The organism is Sulfuriferula multivorans, from assembly GCF_003851125.1.
Taxonomy (GTDB): Bacteria; Pseudomonadota; Gammaproteobacteria; order Burkholderiales; family Sulfuriferulaceae; genus Sulfuriferula; species Sulfuriferula multivorans.
On the sequence record NZ_BGOW01000013.1, the window covers coordinates 70111 to 95184 of the forward strand.

General features: G+C 59.8%; 17 protein-coding genes. 3 read left to right on the forward strand and 14 right to left on the reverse strand.

What is annotated here, in order from left to right:
- Positions 1-212 precede the first annotated feature (212 nt).
- From EI185_RS06990 to EI185_RS07055, 14 genes are all read right to left on the reverse strand, one after another.
- Positions 213-2600, reverse strand: a complete 2388-nt coding sequence (locus EI185_RS06990; protein WP_124704413.1) for a phosphoketolase family protein — start codon at positions 2598-2600, stop codon at positions 213-215.
- A complete protein-coding gene (locus EI185_RS06995) occupies positions 2597-3811 on the reverse strand; it encodes an acetate/propionate family kinase (RefSeq protein WP_124704414.1) in 1215 nt (404 codons plus the stop codon). Before EI185_RS06995 ends, EI185_RS06990 begins: the two co-directional genes overlap by 4 nt.
- A 175-nt stretch (positions 3812-3986) precedes the next feature.
- Positions 3987-4544: a c-type cytochrome gene (locus tag EI185_RS07000; RefSeq protein WP_124704415.1), complete on the reverse strand. Its 558-nt coding sequence runs from the start codon at positions 4542-4544 to the stop codon at positions 3987-3989.
- 187 nt (positions 4545-4731) lie between these two features.
- Positions 4732-7278, reverse strand: coding sequence for an alpha-glucan family phosphorylase (gene glgP / locus EI185_RS07005; RefSeq protein WP_124704416.1), 2547 nt, complete (start codon positions 7276-7278; stop codon positions 4732-4734).
- A 17-nt stretch (positions 7279-7295) separates the two neighbouring features.
- Positions 7296-8966, reverse strand: a complete 1671-nt coding sequence (gene pgm / locus EI185_RS07010; RefSeq protein WP_124704417.1) for a phosphoglucomutase (alpha-D-glucose-1,6-bisphosphate-dependent) — start codon at positions 8964-8966, stop codon at positions 7296-7298.
- Positions 8967-9014: 48 nt separating this feature from the next.
- Positions 9015-9974 (reverse strand): L-histidine N(alpha)-methyltransferase, encoded by a 960-nt coding sequence (gene egtD, locus EI185_RS07015; protein WP_124704418.1) that lies wholly within the window; start codon positions 9972-9974, stop codon positions 9015-9017.
- Complete coding sequence (gene egtB / locus EI185_RS07020) at positions 9961-11247, reverse strand: ergothioneine biosynthesis protein EgtB (RefSeq protein ID WP_124704419.1); 1287 nt, start codon at positions 11245-11247, stop codon at positions 9961-9963. The genes egtD and egtB overlap by 14 nt, the downstream gene beginning before the upstream one ends.
- Before the next feature lie 52 nt (positions 11248-11299).
- Positions 11300-12652, reverse strand: a complete 1353-nt coding sequence (locus EI185_RS07025) for a dihydrolipoyl dehydrogenase family protein (protein WP_124704420.1) — start codon at positions 12650-12652, stop codon at positions 11300-11302.
- 238 nt (positions 12653-12890) lie between these two features.
- Positions 12891-15005, reverse strand: coding sequence for a transketolase (gene tkt / locus EI185_RS07030; RefSeq protein WP_124704421.1), 2115 nt, complete (start codon positions 15003-15005; stop codon positions 12891-12893).
- Positions 15002-15709, reverse strand: coding sequence for an HAD family hydrolase (locus EI185_RS07035; protein ID WP_124704422.1), 708 nt, complete (start codon positions 15707-15709; stop codon positions 15002-15004). The genes tkt and EI185_RS07035 overlap by 4 nt, the downstream gene beginning before the upstream one ends.
- Entirely contained in the window at positions 15706-17118 is a 1413-nt protein-coding gene (gene zwf, locus EI185_RS07040; RefSeq protein ID WP_124704423.1) for a glucose-6-phosphate dehydrogenase, read from the reverse strand. The genes EI185_RS07035 and zwf overlap by 4 nt, the downstream gene beginning before the upstream one ends.
- A gap of 1 nt (position 17119) precedes the next feature.
- Positions 17120-18139, reverse strand: coding sequence for a phosphogluconate dehydrogenase (NAD(+)-dependent, decarboxylating) (gnd, locus tag EI185_RS07045; RefSeq protein ID WP_124704424.1), 1020 nt, complete (start codon positions 18137-18139; stop codon positions 17120-17122).
- A 326-nt stretch (positions 18140-18465) separates the two neighbouring features.
- Positions 18466-19161, reverse strand: coding sequence for a VIT1/CCC1 transporter family protein (locus tag EI185_RS07050; RefSeq protein ID WP_124704425.1), 696 nt, complete (start codon positions 19159-19161; stop codon positions 18466-18468).
- Between the two features lie 59 nt (positions 19162-19220).
- Positions 19221-20312 carry a TQO small subunit DoxD gene (locus EI185_RS07055; protein ID WP_124704426.1) on the reverse strand — a complete coding sequence of 364 codons (1092 nt, stop codon included), beginning with the start codon at positions 20310-20312 and terminating at the stop codon, positions 19221-19223.
- Between the two features lie 408 nt (positions 20313-20720).
- Here EI185_RS07055 and EI185_RS07060 point away from each other — a divergent pair, with 408 nt between their 5' ends.
- From EI185_RS07060 to EI185_RS07070, 3 genes are read left to right on the forward strand one after another with little or no spacing between them, the layout of a single operon-like run.
- Positions 20721-22178, forward strand: a complete 1458-nt coding sequence (locus EI185_RS07060; protein ID WP_124704427.1) for a pyridoxal phosphate-dependent decarboxylase family protein — start codon at positions 20721-20723, stop codon at positions 22176-22178.
- A 12-nt stretch (positions 22179-22190) separates the two neighbouring features.
- The gene (locus EI185_RS07065) at positions 22191-23429 is read left to right on the forward strand and encodes an ATP-grasp domain-containing protein (RefSeq protein WP_124704428.1); all 1239 of its coding nucleotides are present in this window, start codon (positions 22191-22193) and stop codon (positions 23427-23429) included.
- Between the two features lie 8 nt (positions 23430-23437).
- On the forward strand, positions 23438-25069 hold the full coding sequence (locus EI185_RS07070) for a hypothetical protein (RefSeq protein ID WP_124704429.1): 1632 nt from the start codon (positions 23438-23440) through the stop codon (positions 25067-25069).
- The last annotated feature ends 5 nt before the right edge of the window (positions 25070-25074 follow it).

Here is a 25074-nt window from a genome sequence, read left to right on the forward strand (position 1 = left end):
ACCGCTACGTCGGGCTGGTGGGGTCGAAGGCCAGTATGCTGAGCGATGCGATGCCAAGCGAGAAATGCCGTGCCGAATCAAGTACAGGCGCAGAGGGGCGGTTTGGCCGCCCGACCCAGACTGAGGCCGGGTGTCGTTACGTTCATCCATCGCCAGCCGCCGCTTATCGTCGGCAACCGGGGGCTGCGCGATGTCCCCAGGTGCTTGAATATTCATTTTGCGTTGTGCCACTTCCAGTCGCGAATTTCCGGCATATCCTGGCCGTGCTTGTCGATGTACTGCTTGTGCTCGATCAGCTTGTCCTGGAGTTGCTGCTTCAGATAGACACCCTTGTCGCCGGTTTGCGGCAGGCGGTCGATGGTATCCATCACCAGGTGGAAGCGATCCAGATCGTTCAGCACCGTCATGTCGAACGGCGTGGTGATGGTGCCTTCTTCCTTGTAGCCGCGCACGTGGATGTTGGGGTGGTTGGTGCGACGGTAGGTCAGCCGGTGGATCAACCACGGGTAGGCGTGGTAGGCAAAGATGACCGGCTTGTCCCGGGTAAATAGTTCGTCGAAATCCGTGTCGCTCAAGCCGTGCGGGTGCTCGCTGGGCGGCTGCAGCTTCATCAGGTCGACGACGTTGACTACGCGGATTTTCAACTCGGGCAGATGCTCGCGCAGGATGGAAACAGCGGCCAGCGTTTCCAGCGTGGGCACGTCGCCACAGCAGACCATCACCACGTCGGGTGCGACGGCCTGGTCGTTGCTGGCCCACTGCCAGATGCCGATGCCCTGGGTGCAGTGCTTGACGGCGGCGTCCATGGTCAGCCACTGCGGCGCCGGGTGTTTGCCCGCGACCACAACGTTGACGTATTGGCGGCTGCGCAGACAGTGGTCCATCACCGACAGCAGGCAGTTTGCATCCGGCGGAAAGTAAACCCGCACTACCTCGGCCTTCTTGTTCACCACATGGTCGATGAAACCGGGATCCTGGTGGGTAAAGCCGTTGTGATCCTGGCGCCACACGTGGGACGCCAGCAGGTAGTTGAGCGAGGCGATCTTGCGCCGCCACGGCAACTGCGCGGTGACCTTCAGCCACTTGGCGTGCTGGTTGAACATCGAATCGACGATATGGATGAACGCCTCGTAACAGTTGAACAGCCCGTGCCGCCCGGTGAGCAGATAGCCCTCAAGCCAGCCCTCGCACTGGTGCTCGCTGAGCATCTCCATCACCCGACCGGCCGGCGCGAGAAATTCGTCGTTCGGCATGGTCGCAGCATCCCATTGACGTTGGGTCACTTCGAACAAGGCCTCGAGGCCGTTGGATATCGTCTCGTCCGGGCCAAACACGCGGAAATTGCGCTGCGCATCGTTCAGCTTCGCCACATCGCGCAGAAAAGGTCCGAGCACATGCGTGTCGCCGATGCCGGGTGCGCCCGGCATCGGCACATCGGCTGCGTAGTCGCGGAAATCGGGCATGCGCAGATCGCGCAGCAGTATCCCACCGTTGGCGTGAGGATTCGCGCCCATGCGCCGTTCGCCTTTCGGCGCCAGTTCGGCGAGTTCCGGTTTCAGGCGACCGTGCTCATCGAAGAGTTGCTCGGGCCGATAGCTCTTGAGCCAATCTTCCAGCAGTTTTAGGTGTTCGGGATGGGTGTTCGGGTGGAGCGGCACCTGGTGCGCACGGAAAGTGCCTTCCACCTGCAGCCCATCGACCACCTTCGGTCCGGTCCAGCCCTTGGGTGAGTTGAGGACGATCATCGGCCAGCGCGGACGCGTGAGGTCACCGTGCTCACGCGCGTTGTGCTGGATCGCTTTGATCTGCTGCACCGCCGTGTCGAGCGCTGCCGCCATCGCCGCGTGCATCAGCGCGGGCTCATCCCCTTCGACAAACAGCGGTGTCCAGCCATAGCCGCGCAGCAACTGCTCAAGCTCCTCGTGGGTAATGCGGGCGAGAACCGTCGGGTTGGAAATCTTGTAGCCGTTGAGATGCAAGATCGGCAGCACCGCACCGTCGGTGGCCGGGTCGAGAAACTTGTTGGAATGCCAGGCCGTGGCCAACGGTCCGGTTTCCGCCTCACCGTCGCCGACAACGCAGGCCACAACCAGATCGGGATTGTCGAACACAGCTCCGAACGAATGGCTGAGCGAATAGCCCAGCTCGCCGCCCTCGTGGATCGAACCCGGGCATTCAGGCGAGGCGTGGCTGGGAATGCCGCCGGGAAACGAGAATTGCAGAAAGAGCTTCTGCAGCCCCGCTTCGTCCTGGCTGATATTGGGATAGATTTCGCTATAGGTGCCTTCAAGATAGGTGTTGCCCACGACCGCCGGGCCGCCGTGTCCGGGGCCGGAAACATAAATCATGTTGAGGTCGTATTGCTTGATGACCCGGTTCAAGTGCACATAAATGAAGTTCTGCCCGGGCGTCGTACCCCAGTGTCCCAGCAGCATATGTTTCACATCTGCGAGCGTCAGTGGGCGCTTCAGCAAAGGGTTATCGTACAAATAAATCTGGCCGACCGACAGGTAATTGGCAGCGCGCCAGTAGGCATCCATTTTGTTCAGAACTTCAGGCGACAACGGGGTGTCCGCAGGCTTGGGCGGATTGGTTTTCATGACGCGATTCCTTCCTTTTCAATGGGTATATCCAAAACGTGACAAACTGATTTTGCGATCATCACTTCCTCGTCCGTATGCATGACGCGAACAGTGACCCGGCTGGTCGCCGCTGAAATCACGTCCGCATTCGTCGCGTTGCGCTTTTCCTCGATCTCGATGCCAAGAAATTCCAGCCCGTCGCAGATGCGCGCGCGGACTGCAGGCGCGTTCTCGCCGATCCCGCCCGCGAACACCAGCGTATCCAGCCCGCCCAGCGCCGCGGCGTAGGCCCCGATCCATTTTTTTACCTGGTAGCAAAACAGTTCGACCGCTTCCGCAGCGCGCACGTCGGTCGCCTCGTGTTCCATCAAATCGCGCATGTCGGAACTGGTCTCGGACACGCCGAGAAGTCCGGATTCATGATTGATGAGATGGTTGAACTGTTGGGGCGTCAGATTTTCACTCTGCATCAGGTACCAGGCCACGCCGGGATCCAGGTCGCCAGTCCGGGTGCCCATAGTCAAACCCCCGGTCGGGGTAAATCCCATGCTGGTATCGATGCTGCACCCGTCGCGCACCGCAGCCAGGCTCGCGCCGTTACCCAGGTGCGCCAGGATCACGCGGCCCTGGGCCGTTTGCTTGCCGGCAAGCTGCGCGAGTTCCCGCATCAGGTAAGCATAGGACAGCCCATGGAACCCGTAGCGCCGGATCCCCATGGCATCGAAACGACGCGGGATAGGCAACAGTTGCGCCACGCGCGGCAAGCTATGGTGGAACGCCGTGTCGAAGCACGCCACTTGCGGCAGTTGCGGATAACGCCGCTGGAACGCCTCGATCAGTTCAATCTCGCGCGGAAGATGGTCCGGGTCGTACGGACTGATGCGGTGCAGTTCATCCAGCAATGCCTGGGAGACCCGCTCCGGCTCGGTATGTTGCATGCCGTGCACCACGCGGTGGCCCACCCCCCGGATGTAGGTAAAACCGACCTGCTGTTCGAGCCAGTCGATCAGGAAATTCGCTGCCGAACCGTGATTGGCTGCTTCGATATTGCGACTGCCTGGCTCGGCTTGGGACGAATCGTTGAAAGTCAGATTCGTCCCGGACAAGCCGATGCGGTCCACTTTTCCAACCAGCTTTCGCTCCAGCGCTTCGCCAATCTGATACAACGCGAACTTGATGCTCGACGAGCCGCCATTGATCGTCAGGATACTTGTGCTTGCGGGCAACATGGATGCATTCCTCAGCGTTGTGCGATTCGAACCGGACGTGTTGGCAACGACTGCTTCAGTCGCGCTGGAATAACAGCCTATTCACCGTGCATCCTCCACAACCACTTCAGCGTTTTACGAATAAGGCGCGGGCCCTGTGTTGGCAGGGGTGATCAGGCGCCAAACGCGAAGACAGCTATTTCTGAATCACCGGATTCGCGGCTATGTCAGGCCAATTCTGGACCTTCAGCCACGTCTGCTGTACCGCGGGCGGCAGTTTGTCCATGTGCTTCAGAAACAGCGCAAGCGTCCATATATCCTGGTCGCTCAGGGAGTATCCGAACGAAGGCATCCCGGTCAGGCGTATGCCGTGCTTGATCTTCCAGAACGAATACCCTTCCGGGTCGTCTTCCACCCCATCGGTCGCCAATTGCGGAGGCGGCGGATACTCGCCTTTCGCTATCGGGGAAAGTGCGGCAACGCCCTTCGCGGAACCATGGCAAACGGCGCAATTCTGTGCGAACAGATGAACGCCATTCATGAGATTCTGATCGGTCAGCGCCACCGGATTCGGTCCTTTTGGAGCCTCGCGACGCAGTGTCGCGTTTAACGATGTATGGGCCATCCAGGTTTCCAGCCAAATGGGTTTCCCATCAGCGTTGGCCGGGATAAATCCGCTACTCACCAGCAGGTAGGCACCGATCAGTGCAACGGCAAGCGTTAAGGCAACGCCTGAAACAATACCTTTCAACATAAGACCTCCTCAAATTAGCGGCAAGACACCACCGATATCCAGACACAACGTCGCGATCGAAATCGCTCTTTTCAGTCGGCCTCCGTCAACCACGCCGACCCACCTTGACCATGCGCTCATCGATCCGGAAGCATGGCACCGGATCATCATGGAGCAGGCGTTCAGGCATTTTCATACTCACATTCAATCACTGCTGCCACAGGATATGCGCATCTTCCAGCGGCACCGCCACGTTATCGCGATGCGCTATCAGGCGTACCGTATAGTCCGCCGCCGGGCGCACAGCGGGTACGCCTGCGCGGTAGGCGTAGCCGTTGGTTGCCCCCACCAGTTGCCGCACGCACTTCATCTCCACGCGCTCCGCCGCGCCATCGTTAACGCCATTGGCATAAAGTTCGACCCGCACGGCCTGCGGGTCGAGCTCATCGAGATATATTTGCACCTCGAATACATGCTGCTCAGCGTCGGTTTCAAGCTTCACTTCTCCGAAACGAAGTGTGTTCCATTTCTGTTCCAGCGCATGCCGCCAATTCACCAACTCCACACCGATTGCGCCCTGATCGGCAGCCCGCTGCCGGTAGGCAGACGCAGCCGGGAGGTAGTGCTGCTCGGTGTATTCACGCACCGAGCGGTTGGTGGAAAAGCGCGGCGTCAATTGCGCCATGCTTTCCCGCATGCGGGCCACCCAGGCGTTGGGAATACCTTGTTCATCACGCGTATAAAACTCGGGAATCACTTCATGTTCGAGCAGGTCATACAGGGCTTCGGCTTCGCTGGCGTCCCAGGCGGGATCGCTATCATGTTCCTGCCCATCCCCCAACGCCCAGCCTACTTCCGGCGTATAGGCTTCCGCCCACCAGCCGTCCAGTTCAGACAGGTTGATGCCGCCATTGACCAGCACCTTCATGCCGCTGGTGCCACACGCTTCCCAGGGGCGTTGCGGCGTGTTGAGCCAGACGTCCACGCCCTGCACCAACTGCTCAGTCAAATCCATATCGTAGTCGCTGAGGAAGACTGCGTGCGGGCGCACTTCGGGCCGCCGGATGAAATGCATCCATTGCTGAATCAGTGCCTGTCCTGCCCGGTCTGCGGGATGGGCCTTGCCAGCGATGATGAGCTGTACCGGGCGACGCGGATTAGTCAGCAGGCGCAGCAACCGCTCAGGGTCGTGCAGCAGCAGATTCGGCCGCTTGTAACTGGCAAAACGGCGTGCAAAACCCAGCGTCAAGGTATTGCAATCAAACAGATTCTTCGCACCCTCGACCTCCTTGTGTAATGCACCGGCTGCAGCCAATTCCCGGGACAATCGTGTGCGCGCGTATTCGACCAGAGACTTGCTGGCGTCGGTACGAAATTTCCAGAGTCTGGCATCGGAGACACAGCGGATGTCCCGCTCCAGGTTTTCTGTTGCACCCAGCCAGCGCCCCTTTCCACACAACTCGGTCCAGAGATCATCGGCCTCCACCGAATCCCAGGTCGGCATATGGACGCCGTTGGTCACGTGTCCAACCGGCACTTCATCGGTCGGCCAGTGCGGAAACAGCGGCTCGAACAGATGCCGGCTCACTTTTCCATGCAAGCGGCTCACGCCATTCACCGCCCCACTGCCGCGAATCGCCAGATAAGCCATGTTGAAAGGCTCCGACGCGTCGTTCGGGTTCTGACGGCCCAAGGCCAGCAAATCGTGGCGGGTGATACCGAGCTGCGTGTGTGCATAACCCGCAAGGTATTGCTCGATCAGCGCCGGCGCGAAACGATCAAAGCCGGCAGCCACCGCCGTGTGTGTGGTGAACAGGTTGCCTGCCCGGGTGACGGCCAGCGCAGCCTCGAAGGTACGCCCGCTTTCCACCATAAAGCTGCGCGCGCGCTCCAGCACCGCGAAGGCCGCATGCCCTTCATTCAAGTGGCAGACCTCCGGCTTGATGCCGAGCGCCGCGAGCAGCCGCCATCCGCCGATGCCGAGCAGCATTTCCTGTTTCAGGCGCAGCTCCGAGTCGCCGCCGTAGAGTTCGCTGGTAATGCCGCGATGAGCGGGGTAATTCGCGGCGTCATTGCTGTCCAGCAGGTACAGCTTCACGCGGCCGACCTGAACTTGCCAGGCGCGCAGCCAGACCGAGTAACCGGGCAAGGCGATCTCCAGCCGTAACCACTCCCCGTCCGGTTTACGCAACGGCGTGATCGGCAACTGCCCGGGGTCGTTATACGGAAACATGGCCTGTTGCGCGCCCTCCTTGTCGATCATCTGGCGAAAATAGCCTTGCTGGTAAAGCAGTCCCACGCCGATCACCGGGACGCCCAAATCGCTGGCGGCCTTGAGCTGATCGCCGGCCACGTTGCCCAGCCCGCCCGAGTAAATGGGCAAGGCCTCGCTCAACATGAATTCCATACAGAAATAGGCGACACAGTTGAGTGCAGATTGCGGGTAGGTCTGCTGAAACCACGCAGGCGCTTCCGCCGCTTCGCGCCTGGCTTGCACCAGATCGTCAATGTTTTTGCGGAAAGCCGGATCGGCCAAATCACGCTGGAGTTTCTCGCGTGATACCGTCTGCAATACCACCCACGGATTCCGGGTCAGATCCCAGAGCGCCGGATCAAGCTGGCGCCACACGTCATCAGCGCCATGACTCCATGCCGAACGCATGTCCAGGGCCAGTTCGCTCAGGGAGTCGAATCCCTTGATGTCCCTGGATAAAAGACGCGCTTTCGGATGGCCGGCCCACGCTTGTTCGCTCATAAGCTTCCCTAAATTTGTTATGGCGGCAATCCCGCCGACTGCGCGGGCGCTGTCAGCGCCGCATCGACGATGGTTTGCGCTTCTGCCAGGATACGGCGCAGATGATCCTGGCCACGAAAGCTTTCAGCATAGACCTTGTAGACATCTTCGGTGCCGGACGGGCGCGCCGCAAACCAGCCGCTTTCCGTCATGACTTTCAGGCCGCCGATAGACGCAGCATTGCCCGGCGCGTTGGTGAGGATCGTTTCGATTTTTTCACCCGCCAATTCTGTCGACACAATCTGCTGTGGCGAGAGCTGCGCCAGCCGTTGTTTTTGCTGCGGGCTTGCGGGTGCTTCAACCCGATCGTAAGCCGGCTCGCCGAACTCGCGCGTCAGTTCAAGGTAAATTTCGCCGGGGTCGCGGCCCATGCGCGCGGTGATCTCCGCCGCCAGCAAAGCCGGCACCATGCCGTCCTTGTCTGTGGTCCAGACGCTGCCATCCAGGCGTAGAAACGAGGCGCCGGCGCTTTCTTCGCCGCCAAAGCCGAGCGAACCGTCGAGCAGGCCATCCACGAACCACTTGAAACCGACCGGCACCTCATAGAGTTTCCGGCCGAGCTTGGCCGTGACGCGATCGATCATCTGGCTGCTGACGACGGTCTTGCCCACCGCCGCATCCTTGCGCCACTTCGGCCGATGCTGAAACAGGTAGTAAATGGCGGCGGAAAGATAATGGTTGGGCGGCAGCAAGCCCGCGTTGCGCGTGACGACCCCGTGGCGGTCATGATCGGTATCGCAAGCGAGGGCGATGTCGAAGCGATCCTTGAGGCCAATCAGACTTTGCATGGCGTAGGGCGAGGACGGGTCCATGCGTATCCGGCCGTCCCAGTCGACGCTCATGAAGCGGAAGGTCGGATCAACGGCTGTGTTCACCACCGTCAGGTTCAACCCATAGCGCTCGGCGATCGGGCCCCAATAATGCACCCCGGCGCCACCCAGCGGGTCCACGCCCAGACTGATGTCCGCGCCGCGAATCGCATCCATGTCGAGCACGTTGCCGAGATCGCTTACGTAAGCGTTGAGATAGTCGTTCCGGTGCGTCGTGGCGGCGTGCAGCGCCTGCTCGAAAGGCATTCTTTTCACGCCCTGCAAGCCGTTTTCCAGAAATGCGTTGGCGTGGGCTTCGATCCATCCCGTGACATTTTTATCCGCCGGTCCACCGTGGGACGGGTTGTACTTGAAGCCGCCATTATCGGGGGGATTGTGTGAAGGCGTGATGACAATGCCGTCCGACAGCCCGCTTTTGCGGCCGCGATTGTAAGCGAGGATGGCGTGCGAGATCACCGGCGTCGGCGTGTATTCATCCTTTTCCGCGAGCATGACTTCCACACCGTTGGCCGCCAGCACTTCGAGCGCGCTGGCATACGCCGGTTCGGACAACGCATGCGTGTCGATCCCCAGAAACAGCGGTCCGTTGATACCCTGCTGTTTGCGGTACTGGCAGATGGCCTGGCTGATGGCAAGCACATGCCACTCGTTGAAGCTGTTTTCGAACGCGCAACCACGGTGCCCCGAGGTGCCGAATGCGACCCGTTGGGCCTGCACAGACGGGTCTGGCGCCTCGGTGTAGTAGGCCGTGATGAGTCTGGGCACGTTGATCAGCAACGCCGACGGGACGGGCTTACCCGCCAATGGACTTGTTTTCATTTACGCATCGATAGCACTGTTCATTCGGTACCGGCAGAAGCAGGAAATTTAACTCTCTGTTATCACGCCCAGGCTCACGGCAAACCAGCTTTGTGGATCGGTCCAGGTGTGTTCGACTTCGAAGCCGCCGCTACGCATCATGTTTTCCAAACGCCCGACTGTATATTTATAGCTATTTTCCGTATGTATGCGTTCGCCCCGGGAAAATGACCATGTCTGGTCAAGGGCATCGATTCTGACCTGTTGCGTGTGAGTGCTTTCCAGGTGCATTTCGACGCGTGCCGCGGACTCGTTCCATAAAGCGACATGCTGAAACGCGTCGGTATCAAAGTTGCCGCCCAGCTCACGATTAATGCGGGACAGAAGATTCTTGTTGAACGCTGCGGTGATACCCGCCTGATCATCGTAAGCAGCGACAAGGACATCGCGATCTTTTACCAGATCCACTCCAAGCAATAAATGGTCGCCGGGGGACAAATGCCGGGCAACGCTTTTAAGCAACGCAATGGCCTCGCTCTGCTCAAGATTGCCGATACTCGAACCAATATACAGAACGAGACGGGGCGAGGCGTGAGTACCGAGAAACGACAAATCTTCGAAATCGCCGACATGCGGGTAGACATTTACCGTCTCGAAGTCCGCATTCAATTCGTTTTTTGCCAGTTGCAAAGCGGCATGCGATACATCCAAAGGAAAATAGTCCACGCTGTGCTGGAGGCGCACCAACGAATTCAGCAGAATGCGCGTCTTGGTCGCAGTGCCGGCGCCGAGTTCACTCACGGAAACGTCACTTCCGATCCGGGAACAGATTTCATCCGCGTTGGCCGTCAATATCGCCGCTTCGGTGCGGGTCGGATAATACTCCGGCAGGCAGGTAATCTGTTCGAATAGTGCAGAGCCCTGCTCGTCATAAAACAGCTTGGGCGGCAGCGCCCTGTGAGGGCGGGAGAGCCCTTCCAGCACCTCGGCTGCGATCCCGGACAGGCAGCTTTGCTCAAATGTTGTCATCGGCCAACCTGATTCCGGAAAACTGCCAGCGCGCCTGGGCCGGAAAGAAATTACGATACGTTGCACGGAGATGCGACGCAGGCGTCACGCAGGAGCCGCCACGCAATACCATCTGGTTGCACATGAATTTACCGTTGTATTCGCCTACCGGGCCGGCTGGTGGGCGATACCCCGGATAGGCAACATACGGACTCGCGGTCCATTCCCAAACATCCCCGAAAATTTGCTGCAGATTCGTATCGGCGTGCGCCGGACATGGGTGGAAAGCTTCGTTCTCCAGCAGATTCCCGCGAATTTTCACCGTGCTGGCCGCGACTTCCCATTCAAACTCCGTCGGTAACCGCGCCCCTGCCCAGCGTGCATAGGCATCGGCTTCGTAGAAACTGACATGGCATACCGGTTCGTTCGGATTTAATGGCAGCCTGCCCCGGCTGGTGAACACATACCAGGCATCATCTTCATGCTCCCAATAGAGTGGCGCTGTCCAGCCGTTTGCATTGATGTGATCCCAGGCATCGGACAACCAGAATTCCGGACGCATGTAACCGCCATCGTCCATGAACTCCAGGTATTCGGCGTTGGTAACCAGCCGCGAAGCCAATCGAAACGATTTGATATAAGTGCGGTGACGCGGCAATTCATTATCGAATGCAAAGCTGTAGCCATCATGGCCTACCTCATGGACGTCTTCCTCGAAAGCGATCCACGACAATGGCACTATCAGGGAATCAAAGGCCTTGATCTGGGCCGGCTGATAGTTTGGCCGCAGCGGATTGGTCCAGAATGCATGCTTGATATCAGTAACGATCAGCTCCTGATGCTGTTGCTCGTGATTCAATCCCAGCTCAAGCATTTGCAAAATATCAGCCGGGGCTTCACCCTCGAACATCTTCTGCATGCAGTTATCCACATGGTTGCGATAGCGCAGAATCTCGTACAGTTCAGGGCGCGAAAAAACGCTGCGAATGGCGCGATCGGGATGGCGTCCCAACTGCTTGTAATAAGAGTTGAACAGAAATTTGTAGCTCGCATCGAACGGCACATAGTCGCGTACATGTGGCGCCAGAATGAAGGTCTCGAAGAACCATGTGGTGTGCGCCAGGTGCCATTTGGTGGGACTGGCTTCCGGCATGGACTGCACCATCTGATCCTCCGGACTCAATGGCTCCGCGAGTTTCAGGGTTTGAGTGCGTACCTCGACATAGCGCCTCAGCAGATCGTATTGCGCCTGCAATGGCAGGGGTTCGCGCGCCGCGGCAGTGGTTCTGGTCATTGTTAACTGACTCCTTCTGATATGGTTGGAATTACTGCGAATTGGTGACACTTCAAAGCATATATTTCATGTCGGATGCGTGGCTCGGATAGGCGAACAGAACCTGTTTCAGTTGTTCGGCATTGATATCGAAGCGCATCGCCAGCGTGAACAGATTGATGGTTTCCTCAGCCGCCGGGCCGAGCAGGTGCGCGCCCAATATTCGTTCGCTCCCTTCTTCAATCAGCACTTTGAACGCTGAGGTTTTATCAGCAACGCGGCGTGAGGAATACCAGCCGCCGGTGTCCATCATGTTTTTGCGGAAATGCAAGCCCTGCTGGGTTGCCGCCTGTTCGGACAAACCGACGGAAGCAAGCGGCGGGATGGTAAATACGACACTGGGGATCAAGTGATATTCAGCCTGAAGATGATTGCCGTCGAGCAAATTGGCGGCGATAAGCTTGCCGTCGTATCCAGCCACAGGTGTAAGTGGCAGCCCATCGGTTGCGGCGGCGTCACCTCCCGCATAGACAGCGGGGTTGGTGATGCTTTGCAGGTATTCATTGACTGCCACGCCGCGCTTTTCTGTTGATACTCCCGCCGCATCCAGTTCAAGTTCATCCAGGTCCGGTATACGGCCCGCCGCGTGCACGGCCAGGTCGCATTCGAACGACACGCTTACGCCGTGGTGTTTTGCAAGCACCGTTAAGCGGCCATTTGCTGCTTTTTCAATCGCTTCAACCGAGGTTGCCGTGTGAATAGACACACCCAGGGTGGTTGTTGCGCCGGCCAGCGTGGATACGAGGTCCGGGTCGAAGCCTTCGAGAACGCGATCGCCACGATGCAGCACGGTGACCCGGGAACCGGCACGCACTGCAACATGCGCGAACTCCATGGCAATGAATCCGCCGCCTACGAAAACGATGTCGTTCGGCAATTGCTCAAGTTCCATAAAGCGGGTGCTATCGATGAGGTAGTCTTCGCCGGGAATTTTCAGGCTGGCAGGCGTTGCTCCGGTGGCAATGAGGAAGTACCGGGCTTCAAGTTTCTCACCCTCGATTTCTATTGCTTTGTGGTCAATGAATTTGGCCCTTCCATGGAAGCACTTGATTCCCGCCTGTTCAAATGACTGCTCTGCTTGTTTGGGAGCCGGGTCGGTGAAGGTGTGTTTGAATCGCATCAGCTCAGGCCAATCGATCTCCAGATCGCCTTTGACAGTGCGTTTCTCGTTCATCCTGCGCGACCAGTCGAGCAAGTCGGCGGCACCCACCAGCACTTTCTTGGGGTCGCAGCCGCGCAATGCGCAGGTTCCACCAAACGGTAGCGAATCGACCACGGCCACCGCCCAGCCCGCTGAGCGGCACGTCCTGGCGGCTACAGATCCGGCAGCACCGCTTCCAATCACAATCAAATCAAACGCTTGCATATCGACATTACCAATAATGATGCGGTTTCGGCACTGCATCAGCCATACGCAAGAATATCCACGGTAAAACGCAGTCAGAAACGCAAGACCTCCCATCACGTTTCGGTCTGTTTATGAGCTTTCAATCACCGTGGAAATTGTCCCTTGCACATAAAAAATTGTATGTACGCTGGCGTACTTAAAGCGGAAAATCTGGCCGTCAGTCGAAACGTAGGGCCCCCGTGCGTGCAGACCAATCTCACTTCTTCGCGGCGTGGCGCGCCAGTTGTTCCCTGGCTGCGGCAACAACGTGTTCGGGCTCGAACCCGAAGTGCTGCGCAACAACTTTCATCGGTGCAGATAATCCGAAGCTGTCCAAGCCAAGAATGCTTCCATCAAAGCCGGTATAGCGTTCCCAACCAAATCTGGATGCCGCTTCGACGGCGACGCGCGCGATAATCTCCGGCGGCAGCACGCTGTCGCGGTATTCCCGGCCCTGGCTCTCGAACAGTTCCCACGACGGCATGCTGACCACGCGCGCCTTGATTCCCTCCAGCTTCAGTTGCTCATAGGCTGCAATGCACAGCGCGACTTCGCTGCCGGTCGCTAGCAGCAGCACATCGGGGCGCTGGTGCGGGGCGTCGGCAAGCACATAGGCGCCGCGCGCCACGCCATTTGCCGATGCGTACTGGCTACGGTCCAGCGTCGCCAGCGCCTGCCGCGTCAACACCAGGCACACCGGGCGATCCTTGAGTTGCATGATCACCCGCCACGCTTCCACTACTTCGTTGGCATCCGCCGGGCGCAATACCATCATGCCGGGCATTGCACGCAAGGAAGCAAGTTGTTCGACCGGCTGGTGGGTAGGGCCGTCCTCGCCCATGCTGATCGAATCGTGCGTCCAGATGGTGATGACCGGAATCTCCATCATCGCGGCCAGCCTCAGCGCACCGCGGCAGTAGTCGGTGAAAACCAGGAAACTCGCGGCATAGGGGCGCAGATTCGACAGGCTCAGCCCATTGGTGATGGCGCACATCGCATGCTCGCGCACGCCGTAGTGGAAATTGCGTCCGCCGTAGTTGCCCCCCTCGCCCGCCTCACCAGGCGCCTGAAAATCGCCGGCAAACTCGAAGTTCAAATGCGTCTTGGTCGACGGCGCCAAATCTGCCGAACCGCCCAACAGCCACGGCATCTTTGCGGCGATGGCGTTGAGCACCTTACCCGACGAATCGCGCGTCGCCATGCCCTTCGCATCGGCCGGAAATACCGGCAGCGCGCTGTCCCAGCCTGCGGGCAAGTCACGGCGCTGCATACAATCGATCTGTTCTGCGAGATCCGGGTACTGCTTGCGATAGGCGGCGAACAGTTTCTCCCAGGCTGTGTGTAGCTTGGCACCGCGGCGGCCCATCTGCTCGCGGAAATGTTCCGGAACGCCGTCCGGCACATAAAACTGCGCATCAGGATCCCAGCCGTAGAATTGCTTCGCCAGCCGTACCTCTTCCGCGCCGAGCGGCTCGCCGTGTGCTTCATTGCTGTCCTGCTTGTGCGGTGCGCCATAGCCGATGTGACTCTGCACGATGATCAGGGTGGGACGGTCACGGGTATTGAGAAAAGTGTTGTAGGCGCGCGTCAACTGTTCCAGGTCGTTGGCATCGGCGACGCGCGTGACATTCCAGCCGTAGCCGAGAAAGCGCACCGCCACATCCTCGGTGAAAGCGATACCGGTCGTGCCTTCGATGCTGATGTGGTTGTCGTCGTAAATCCAGCACAGGTTGGCAAGCTGAAGGTGGCCGGCCAGGGACGCGGCCTCGCTGCTGACGCCTTCCATCATGTCGCCATCGCCGCTCAGGGCATACACCTTGTGCTCGAACAGATCGTAACCGGGACGGTTATACGTGGCCGCCAGCCAGCGTTCCGCGCTGGCCATGCCGACGCTTGTCGCCACGCCTTGCCCAAGCGGCCCGGTGGTGGTTTCCACGCCGGAGGTCCAGCCATACTCGGGATGGCCGGTACAGCGGCTGCCGGCCTGACGAAAACGCTTGATATCGTCGAGCGTCACCGCCAGACCGCCGGCCTGTTCATAGCTTGGGCTCATCGCCTTGACCCCGCACAGATAAAGCAGGCTATACAGCAGCATCGAGGCGTGACCGGACGACAGCACGAAGCGATCGCGGTTCGGCCAGTCGGGATCCTCCGGGTCGTAGCGCAGAAAACGCTGCCACAGACAGTAGGCCGTCGGCGCTGCGTCCATGGGCGTACCGGGATGCCCGGACTGCGCCTGCTGCACGGCGTCGATGGAAAGCGTGCGCAGGGTATTGATGCACAGCTGGTCGAGTTGCGTTGCAAGATCATGCGATTGTTGTGTGGCTTTCATATTGCCTCCTGTCGCGCACCATCCATTTTTTGGATGTCTGGCAAAGTGGAAAAATCGTGATTGATGAGCTCGCCGATACGCTCAATCGTGATGTCAGCGGGTGGATAGGCGGCGCTATTCCCGGGGTCGAGCGCGTAGTGTCCCTGGCGCGGGAAGACGCTGGTCAGGCGATCCCCCCAGAGCTTTTTCATCGCCGCCAGAATGCGCAGCTTGTCGTCCACCATGACGTAATGGCGGGCCGGGTAACGCTGCTCGACGACATCGAGCATTTGCTCCTTGTGCAGGTAAATCAGCACCCGGCCCTCGACCGCATCCCACAATCCTGATCGCAGTATCTTGCGCGGCTGGAACACCACGTCGCCATCCGTCAGAATCACCGTCGTTCCCCAATGGCGCAGATGGGCGATGACGTCGAGCGCGTCGGGATACAGGCGCGCTGCAAACGGATAGTCCACCAGAAATGAAGACATACTCAGCAAACGCGGATCGTTCATGGCGCCAACCCGGTAGCGTTGCAAGGCGCCCAGATAGTCCGCATAGCCAAGTTCAACGCGCAGCGCTTCGAAAATTTCCCAATACCGGTCCCGGTTCTCGTCGCCGAACTCATGCGCAAGGTGACCATTCAGGTCGGCTATGATGCGATCGTTATCGAGCAGGGTATTGTCCACATCCAGCAGGAACACCACTTCGTTCGCCGCTGTCATTTTGCCGCCTTTCCCGGTACCGGGTTGTGCCAGCTGCCGTCTGCCGCAATCAGCGCATCAGCCTGTTTCGGCCCCCAGCTGCCGGGCTTGTAGGGCTGCGCCCGGTGGTGCGTTTCAAGCACCGGATCGACCACCGCCCAGGCGGCTTCCACCGCGTCTTCACGGGTGAACAGCGCGCCGTCGCCGGCCATGGCATCGCCCAGCAGTCGCTCGTAGGGTGTCTCCTCTCCCAGCTGTTCATCCAGCAGGTAAAGCTCGCGCTGGTCGCCGACGAACTCATTGCCTGCGCGCTTGACGCGCGCGGCGAGGGCGACGGCAGCGTTGGGAGAGAGCCGGAAGCGCAGATAATTGGCGCGCCCGGCCAGCGGCGCCGAATCGTCGAACAGCCTCTGCGGTGGGGGCTTCAGCTCCACCAGCACCTCGACCGCTGTGGCCGCCAGGCATTTTCCGGAACGCAGGTACCACGGCACACCTGCCCAGCGCCACGAGTCGATGTACAGCCGCACGGCGCAGAACGTCTCGACGTCCGATCCCTTCGCTACGCCAGGCTCCTTGCGGTAGCCGGCGTACTGGCCGCGCACCACGTCGTCCGGCTGCAGCGGGCGCATGGCCTGGAACACCTTGGCTTTCTCGCTGTGCACGGCGCCATAGCCCTGATAAGCGGGCGGCTCCATGGCCAGCAGCGCGACAATCTGGAACAGATGGTTCTGGATGACGTCGCGCAGGCAACCGGCGCTTTCGTAAAATGCGCCACGGCCCTTCACGCCGAAATCCTCGGCCAGCGTGATCTGCACGCTCGCTACGTGGTTGCGGTTCCAGATCGGTTCGAGGAAGGAATTGGCGAAACGGAAATAGAGGATATTCATGATCGCCTCTTTCCCGAGATAGTGGTCGATACGGAAGATCGCATCTTCTGCGAACACCGACAGCGCGATGCGGTTGAGCTCACGTGCCGACGCCAGGTCACGTCCGAACGGTTTTTCGACAATGACGCGCGCCTGATCAGCCAGGCCGGAAGCCCCGAGTCCTTTAATCACCGTGGCGAAAAGCGCGGGCGGGATGGCGAGGTAATGCGCCGGGCACCGGGCATCGCCCAACGCCTGCTTGAGCGCTTTGAACGTGCCCAGATCGTTGTAGTCACCGCCCACATAGCGCAGCAGGGAAAGGAGATGGTCGAAGGCGGCGCGGTCATCGATCTTGCCGGCCTTCTTGATGCTGTCTGTTGCCTGTTTGCGCAGTTGCGCAAGGCTCCATTTCGAGCCGGCAACGCCGACTACCAGCACGTTGAGCACGCCGCGCTTCGCCATCGCATAGAGCGCCGGAAAAATCATCTTGTGGGCGAGGTCGCCGGTCACGCCGAAGATCACCAGCGCATCAGCCGGAGTGGTGCGGGTATGGGCATGGGCCATCTCAGTGCCCCGCTTTCTTCTCATCGTGCCCGCCAAACTGCTTGCGCATTGCGGATAGCACCCGGTTGGCATAGTCGGCGTCGCCGCGCGAAGCAAAGCGTTCGAATAGCGCCGCGCTGATGACCGGTGTCGGCACGCCTTCGTCGATGGCTGCCAGTGCCGTCCAGCGCCCTTCGCCTGAATCCGACACACGCCCCGAGAATCCGGCGAGCTCGGCATCTTCAACCAGTGCTGCCGCGGTCAGATCGAGCAGCCATGACGCCACCACGCTGCCGCGCCGCCACACTTCCGTAATCTCGGGCAGGTCCAGCTCATACTGGTAATACTCCGGATTGCGCATCGGCGTGGTCTCGGCATCGCTGTCGCGCGAGCGCTTGCCGGCGTTGGCATTGCGCAGGATATTCAGGCCCTCGGCATAGGCTGCCATCAGACCATATTCGATCCCGTTATGAACCATCTTGACGAAGTGTCCGGCGCCGTGCGGCCCGCAGTGCAGGTAGCCCTGTTCGGCGCTGGCGCCGGGCTTGTCCCGGCCGGGGGTAGGTGGGGCCGTGCCCACGCCGGGGGCAAGCGCGGCAAACACCGGATCAAGGTGCTGTACGATGTCTTTCTCGCCGCCGATCATCAGGCAGTAGCCGCGTTCCAGCCCGGCAACGCCGCCGCTGGTGCCCACATCCACATAATGCAGACCATGCTGCTGCAATTCGGCCGCGCGCCGGATATCGTCGCGGTAATACGAGTTGCCACCGTCAATGACGATGTCGTCCGCTTCAAGCAACGGCACCAGTTGCGCCAGCACCTCATCCACGACCGTCGCAGGCACCATCAGCCAGACCGCGCGCGGCCGGGTCAGGCGGGCGACAAAATCCTCCAGCGAAACCGTGCCGACAGCGCCCTGGCTGCGCAGTGCCTCGACGGCTTCGGCGTGACGGTTGTACACCACGCATTGCTGCCCTCCCTGCATCAGCCGCCGCACCATATTGCTGCCCATCCGTCCCAGGCCCATCATGCCGATCTGCATCTTGTATCTCCTTCAACTTTGAGAGGGGATGCCAGTCTCGCCTGCTGCGCTTCGCCGATATGATGCGCAACAGCCATTGCACCTTTGTGGCAGGCTGACTGCCTCGCATCACTTCTTCACCGGAAAATCATGCCAAGCCCTTACTATCCGCTGCAAAAATTGTTCCTGGCGCATAAAAAATAATAGCCATTAATAAACAATGCCATGCGGTAATACCGTTCTTGCGGAAAGGTTGAAAACACCCGCTGCCGGTGGTATTGCCCAAGGCTGATTAGAGTGCGGTGTGCTTGCAAAGACTGCGGAGCATCCGGTGGTGTTGGCCGTGTTCACGCCACAGTACGGAGCATTGCCCCCACCCCTGCGGTCAGCCCCATGGCCAGTGCCCCCCAGAACGTGACGCGCAGGACGCCCGCCATCACACGTGCACCGCCCACGTACGCTGCCAACCCACCCAGCAGCGCCAGCAACACCAGTGAAGCGCCCGAGACAAGCGGAATCAGACTCGCCGGGGGAGCGAACGCAATGACCAGCAACGGCACGGCCGCACCACCAGAAAAAGAGCTAGCCGACGCCAGCGCAGCCGGTATTGGACGCGCTCTGAGCGTGTCGGTAATGCCCAGCTCGTCGCGGGCATGCGCACCGAGTGCGTCATGCGCCATGAGTTGCTGCGCGACCTGCTGCGCGAGCGCAGGGTCGAGGCCGCGGCCGATGTAGATCGCCGCCAGTTCCTTGTGCTCGCCCTTGTCGTCTGTTTCAAGCTCCTTGCGCTCCAGCTTGAGTTCGGCCTGTTCGATGTCTACCTGTGAATGGACCGATACATATTCACCGGCTGCCATCGACATGGAACCCGCAACCAGACCCGCGACGCCGGCGACCAGGATGCTGCCATGCGTCGCATGGGCGGAAGCGACCCCGAGCACCAGGCTCGCTGTGGAAACGATACCGTCGTTCGCACCCAATACCGCGGCGCGCAACCAGCCGATGCGTTGTGTGCGATGTTGCTCCGTCTGGCGTACAGGCATGCTTGAAGCCTCCTTCGGTGACTACAAATATGGGCAAGGTGCGACCATCCGCCGGAGGCTCACGCGCCAACCGCCACATGGGTCTTCCACTGCTTCCCATCGATACCCTGGAATACCGCCTGGTAAGTCCCCGGCGCGAGTTTCAACGTCCCCTGATGCGGCAGCGAGATCGTGGCGCGCGCGCCAAGGACGCCGACGAAACCATACTGCGTCGGTTTGAAAACCGAATATTTGTATTCGTTGGCAAAACCGGTTTTAGGCAATTCGCTCAGCGCCTTTCCGTCCCAGGTTTCCAGCGCTTGCCCGTGTTCGTCAACGACGGAGACCTGGATCACGTATGCGCCCTGAGTGTCAGGACCAGCGTCCACGTATGCGGGCAGCGTCAGGACACCGGACGAGGAAAGTACCGGCTTGGTTAGTGCAAGGTGATGATGTTTCGGGTTAGTCCGTGCCACCAGCGGGCTGAACACGGCACCGCGCAGATATCCATAAAAACCCACGGCAAAGACAATGGCGAGAATGCCGAACAGCTGTGCGAAACGCGTGACCGAAACGACTGGCAGCGGGCCGCTGAATAACCAGGGAAACCAGGAGCGGCGTGCGAGCCTGGGCCATTTTTTCGCCACCCAGTGATCCAGCGACCACCAGCTACCGCCTCCGGCAATCATGATGCCCAGGCCCATGGCAAAGCTGTTGGAAGCCATGGTCCATTCGTCGACACAGGTGGAACCCAGCCATCCGAACATCAGCATCAATGAAACCGCCAGACCGACGCTGATCAAGCCGAAAAATCGCGTCATGAAACCGAAAATCAGCCCCAGGCCGACCAACAACTCGACCAGCGTGAAGATAATGATCGATACATGCAGCAGGGTGGGATGGTGCAACAGGGCGCTGAGCGCATCGCCGCTACCAAAAATGGCACCGGGTATCGCTTCGTTCATTTTGTGCGCCATGTAGCCGCTTGAACCGGGATCCAGCTTGCCCGTACTATAGATCAGCCGCCTGGTGGCGCCGGCCCAGTAAACCCAGCCTTGAACCAGTCGCACGCCAAGCATGGCGAGCCCCAGCAGAGTCCAGATGTCAGCATTTGGAGAGGAAGGAGCCGACACAGGCACGGCTTCCTTGGTTGCAACGGATGAAACAGACATTTCGAATCTCCTGGATGAACAGCTTGCGTGGACTATTCAAATAGTCTGTCCTTCCTTCCCGGGATGTGCAGTGCGCTATCGCACATAGAACCCGGGAAACGACACTGTTAATCCTATAAATCGCAATTCAAGCCACAGAGATCTCAGAGGACACGGAGAAGAAGCGGCCTTCGGCGTGATTTGCTTTTCTCCCGATGGGTGAGCCGAAAACAGCAATTAAAGCGTTGCCTTTTCTCTGTGTTCTCTGTGCCCTCTGTGGCTAACTGATTTTTTCAGGTTCACTGCTCTGCTTGCTGCCACAAATCCGGTTGGCAAACCAGGACGCGCCAACGCACACCCTGCGCCGCTTCATGGGGCATTTGAGGTAACCTATGCCTTCCGTCCGGATCAGAATTTTCTTAACTCACCATGAACGAAGATAGCCACGGGGCTGCTCCACACTCGCTTGACCCGTCAGATTGGCAAACACTCCGCGCCCAGGGGCATCGCATGCTCGACGACATGCTGGACTACCTGGAGCACATCCGGGAGCGTCCGGTATGGCAACCGATTCCGCAGCCAGTGCGCGATCTGTTCCACGAAACGCTCCCCGCGCAACCGGCCGATCTCGCCACGGTGCATGCACACTTCATGCACGATGTGCTGCCGTATGCCGTGGGCAACGCGCATCCCGGCTTTATGGGCTGGGTGCATGGCGGCGGCACGCCGGTGGGCATGCTGGCGGAAATGCTGGCGGCGGGGCTGAACGCCAATCTGGGCGGACGCGACCAGATGCCCATCGAGGTGGAACGCCAGATATTGCAGTGGATGCGCGAGCTGTTCGGCTTTCCCGAAAGCGCCAGCGGCCTGTTTGTGACCGGCACCTCCATGGCCAACCTGATCGGCGTGCTGGTGGCGCGTACCGCAGCGCTGGGCACTGAGGTGCGTCAGAGCGGCGTCGCTGCCAGCGGCAAGCGCCTCACCGCTTATACTTCCGCCGGGGCTCACGGCTGTATCGCGCAGGCAATGGACCTTGCCGGTCTCGGCATGGACGCCTTGCGCATCATCCCGGTGAACGACCAGTACCAGATAGACAGCGCAGCACTCGAACGGGCCATCGCAGCGGATCGCAGCGCCGGTTTCACGCCGTTTTTCATTGCCGCGACGGCGGGTACGGTCGATGTTGGCGCCATCGATGATCTCGCCGTGCTGGCAGACATCGCTCAGCGGGAGGCGCTGTGGTTTCATGTCGACGGGGCGTACGGGGCGCTGGCCATGCTCGCCCCGGATATTGCACCGCGCCTGCGCGGCATCGAGCGTGCCGACTCGATCGCCTTCGATTTTCATAAATGGGGGCAGGTGCCCTACGATGCCGGATTCATCCTGGTGCGGGACGGTACCCTGCACTACGACACCTTCGCCTCACCTGCGGCCTACCTGCGCCGCGAAGCCTGCGGCATGGCGGGCGGATCGCCCTGGCCGTGCGATTTCGGGCCGGATCTTTCGCGCGGTTTCAGGGCTCTGAAAACCTGGTTCACCATCAAGGTCTACGGTGCGGAGCAGATTGGCCAGGTGATTTCCGGCACCTGCGCGCTGGCCCAGTACATGAAGCAGCGTATCGAGGCCATGCCGATGCTGGAGCTGATGGCGCCGGTGGGACTGAACATCGTCTGTTTCCGTTACCGCAGCGACCATGCCGACACGGTTAATACGCGGCTCGCTGCTGCATTACAGGAATCCGGCATTGCCGCGCCGTCTACCACCACCCTCAACGGCCATGTCGCGATTCGCGCAGCGATTGTCAATCACCGCACCGATACCCGCGCCATCGACGCGCTGCTACAAGCAACCCTTGTACTCGGCAAGGAACTTACCCAGACGCCATGACTCAGGATCAGAATGAATAACGAATCTCCGCAACCATCCCCTAATCATGGCGAAAGCTGCGAACCGCTCATTGGTCTGGCCACTTTAATGCAAATGGCTTTTTCCGGCGCTGATCTGGGTCCGCTGGGCACGCGTTTGCTGAAGCGCGCAGAAACGCATCCGCACGATGCGAATACCTTGCTGGACCTGTCGACGATCCTGCAACTCAAAGGCAATCGCGCCGCCGCGCTCGCCGTACAGTCTCAGGCGCTGGAGATGCAACAGCTGTATCACATGCCGGCAGCGAAGGATGCGACAGCTATCCGTCTGCTTGCCATCATGGGGCCGGGCGATTTGATGGCCAATACGCCGCTGGAATTTCTGCTGGAAGGCTCCGATATCGCGCTCGATATGCTGTATGTGGCGCCGCACCTGCCCTTGCCTGCAGCGCTGCCGGAACACGACGTGGCGTTCGTCGCCGTCGGTGAATCCGATCAGAATCGCCCCTTGCTGCAATATGTTGCCGAGCTGATCCAGGACTGGCCGCGTCCGCTGCTGAATACGCCTGATCGCATCGCCGGCGTATCGCGTGACGGCGCCTGCGCGCTGCTGGCCTCGGCGCCAGGGGTCGTCATTCCAGCTACGGTACGCATCGACCGGCAAACCCTGGAACAGGTCGGACGCGGGCAACTGGCGCTGGCCGGCATCCTTGAAGACGGCGATTTCCCGATTATTGTGCGTCCGGTTGATTCGCATGCCGGGCAAGGGCTGGACAAGCTCGATGCGCCGGCCGCGATCGGCGATTATCTGCAGTCACAACCGATGAACACGTTTTATGTGTCCCGCTTTGTCGACTACCGCGGGCCGGATGGTTTATTCAGAAAATCACGCATTATCCTCATCCACGGCCGTCCGTACGTTTGCCATATGGCGATATCCGAGCACTGGATGATCCATTACCTGAATGCCGGCATGACTGACAGTGCAGAAAAACGCGCCGAGGAAGCGCGCTTCATGACCCGCTTCGACGACGACTTCGCAAGCCGGCATGCCACTGCTTTCCGCGCCATCCACGAACACATGGGACTGGACTATCTCGGCATCGACTGCGGGGAAACACCAACGGGCGAATTGCTGATTTTTGAAGTGGACAGCAATATGATTGTTCATGCGATGGATCCAGTCGATCTGTTTCCCTATAAACAGCCACAGATGCATAAAGTGTTCGATGCCTTTCGCGCGATGTTGATCGATGCAAGCTCTCAGCCCTGATTTTGACAGTGAATAATCGCCATGACCGGCTCCCGTTTCCCTCTACCCAACAGCTTCTGGTAGAAGGCGGCGATGCCCGTATCATCCTGGCGCCCGGCCATGCTTTAAACAAATACGGTTGCGCGCCGCAGCCCGATCCGGATCTGATGGGTTTTGGATCCGCCACGGCATCGACCATCTCCGAGATGGGATTTGGCGCAGCGAACGAACTGCGTAGCCGTCTCCTCCGCACTGCCGATAAGCAGCCGCCGGCCACCCTCTATGCCCGCGAACTGAATCGGCTGCGCCGGGAACTGATCCAGTTGTGTGGCGCAGGCGATCTGCCCGGCCTCGACATTGTTTTCGCCGCATCAGGCACGGACTTGCACTTGATTGCGGCTCAGCTCATCAGCAGCGGCGCCTCTGCATCCACGCTTGCGCTGATGCTGAACCCGGAAGAAACCGGTAGCGGGGTACCGGCAGCGCTGGCTGGCCGCCACTTCAGCGTTCATACTGCACTGGGAGATTCAGTCAGCGCAGGGACGACCATCACCGGCACCGGTGCCATTGAAGTGGTGGCTGTGCCGATTCGTCAAACCGACGGCATTCCGCGTCCGGCAACAGCAGTCGATGCAGAGATCGAAGCACTGGTGACCAGTGCGATCGAGCAGGGACGACGCGTGCTGCTGATCCTCACCGATGTTTCCAAAACCGGTCTGATCGCGCCGAGTGTTGCCTGCATTTCCGCACTGCAGCGCCGCTGGCCGGATAAGCTCGATATCCTGGTCGACGCATGCCAGTTCCGCCTCGCACCTGCAACCCTGCGCGCCTATCTGGCGCATGGCTTCATGGTAGCCTTGACCGGCTCAAAATTTCTGAGCGGACCGACTTTCTCCGGCGCGCTGCTTATCCCGTCTGCAGCCGCACAACGTTTGCGTAGTCGTCCGTTGCCACGTGCCTTGCAGGCTTATTCCGCCGCAGCGGACTGGCCGGATGATTGGGATAGCGCCGGTATCCTCGATCACAGCGCAAGCAATTTTGGATTGTTACTGCGTTGGGAAGCCGCCCTGGCTGAATTAAGGATGTTTCGCACCATACCGGAAGCAGCGGTCAAACGCTTCCTGCTGTCCTTTGCAGAGGCTGTTCAGCATCGGCTGAGCCGAGATCCGAACTTTGAGCTCATCCCTGTTCCGCTAATCGATCGCCGCCCCCTGATTGAGGCGGCAAGCTGGGATCATATCCCGACGATTTTTCCGTTCCTGCTTCATCGCCCTGCTAGCGCGGCTCGCAGCGGGCCGTTAAACCGGGAAGAAACCGCCCTGGTCTATCGGCGCCTGCAAGACAAGCTCAGCGACCATCCCGATCTGAATAGCAACGACGCCACGGCGGCATTACGCTATCAACTGGGGCAACCCGTAGCATTCGGCCAGCGTAATGGCGTGCCGGTAAGCGCGTTGCGCCTGTGCGCCAGCGCGCGCCTGGTGGTCGAAGCGACAAGCGGGTGGCCGGGACAACAGCGCCGTGGTCATTCAACGGGCGTTGGCGGCACTGGACAAAGCGGCCCTGCTGGTGCGCTGCCTGCCGGCCTAGATAAACATCGATTTATCGGGTTAAACCCTGAAATGGCGAAGATTTTAGCCACTAATCGCCTGATTGGTTAAAGTTG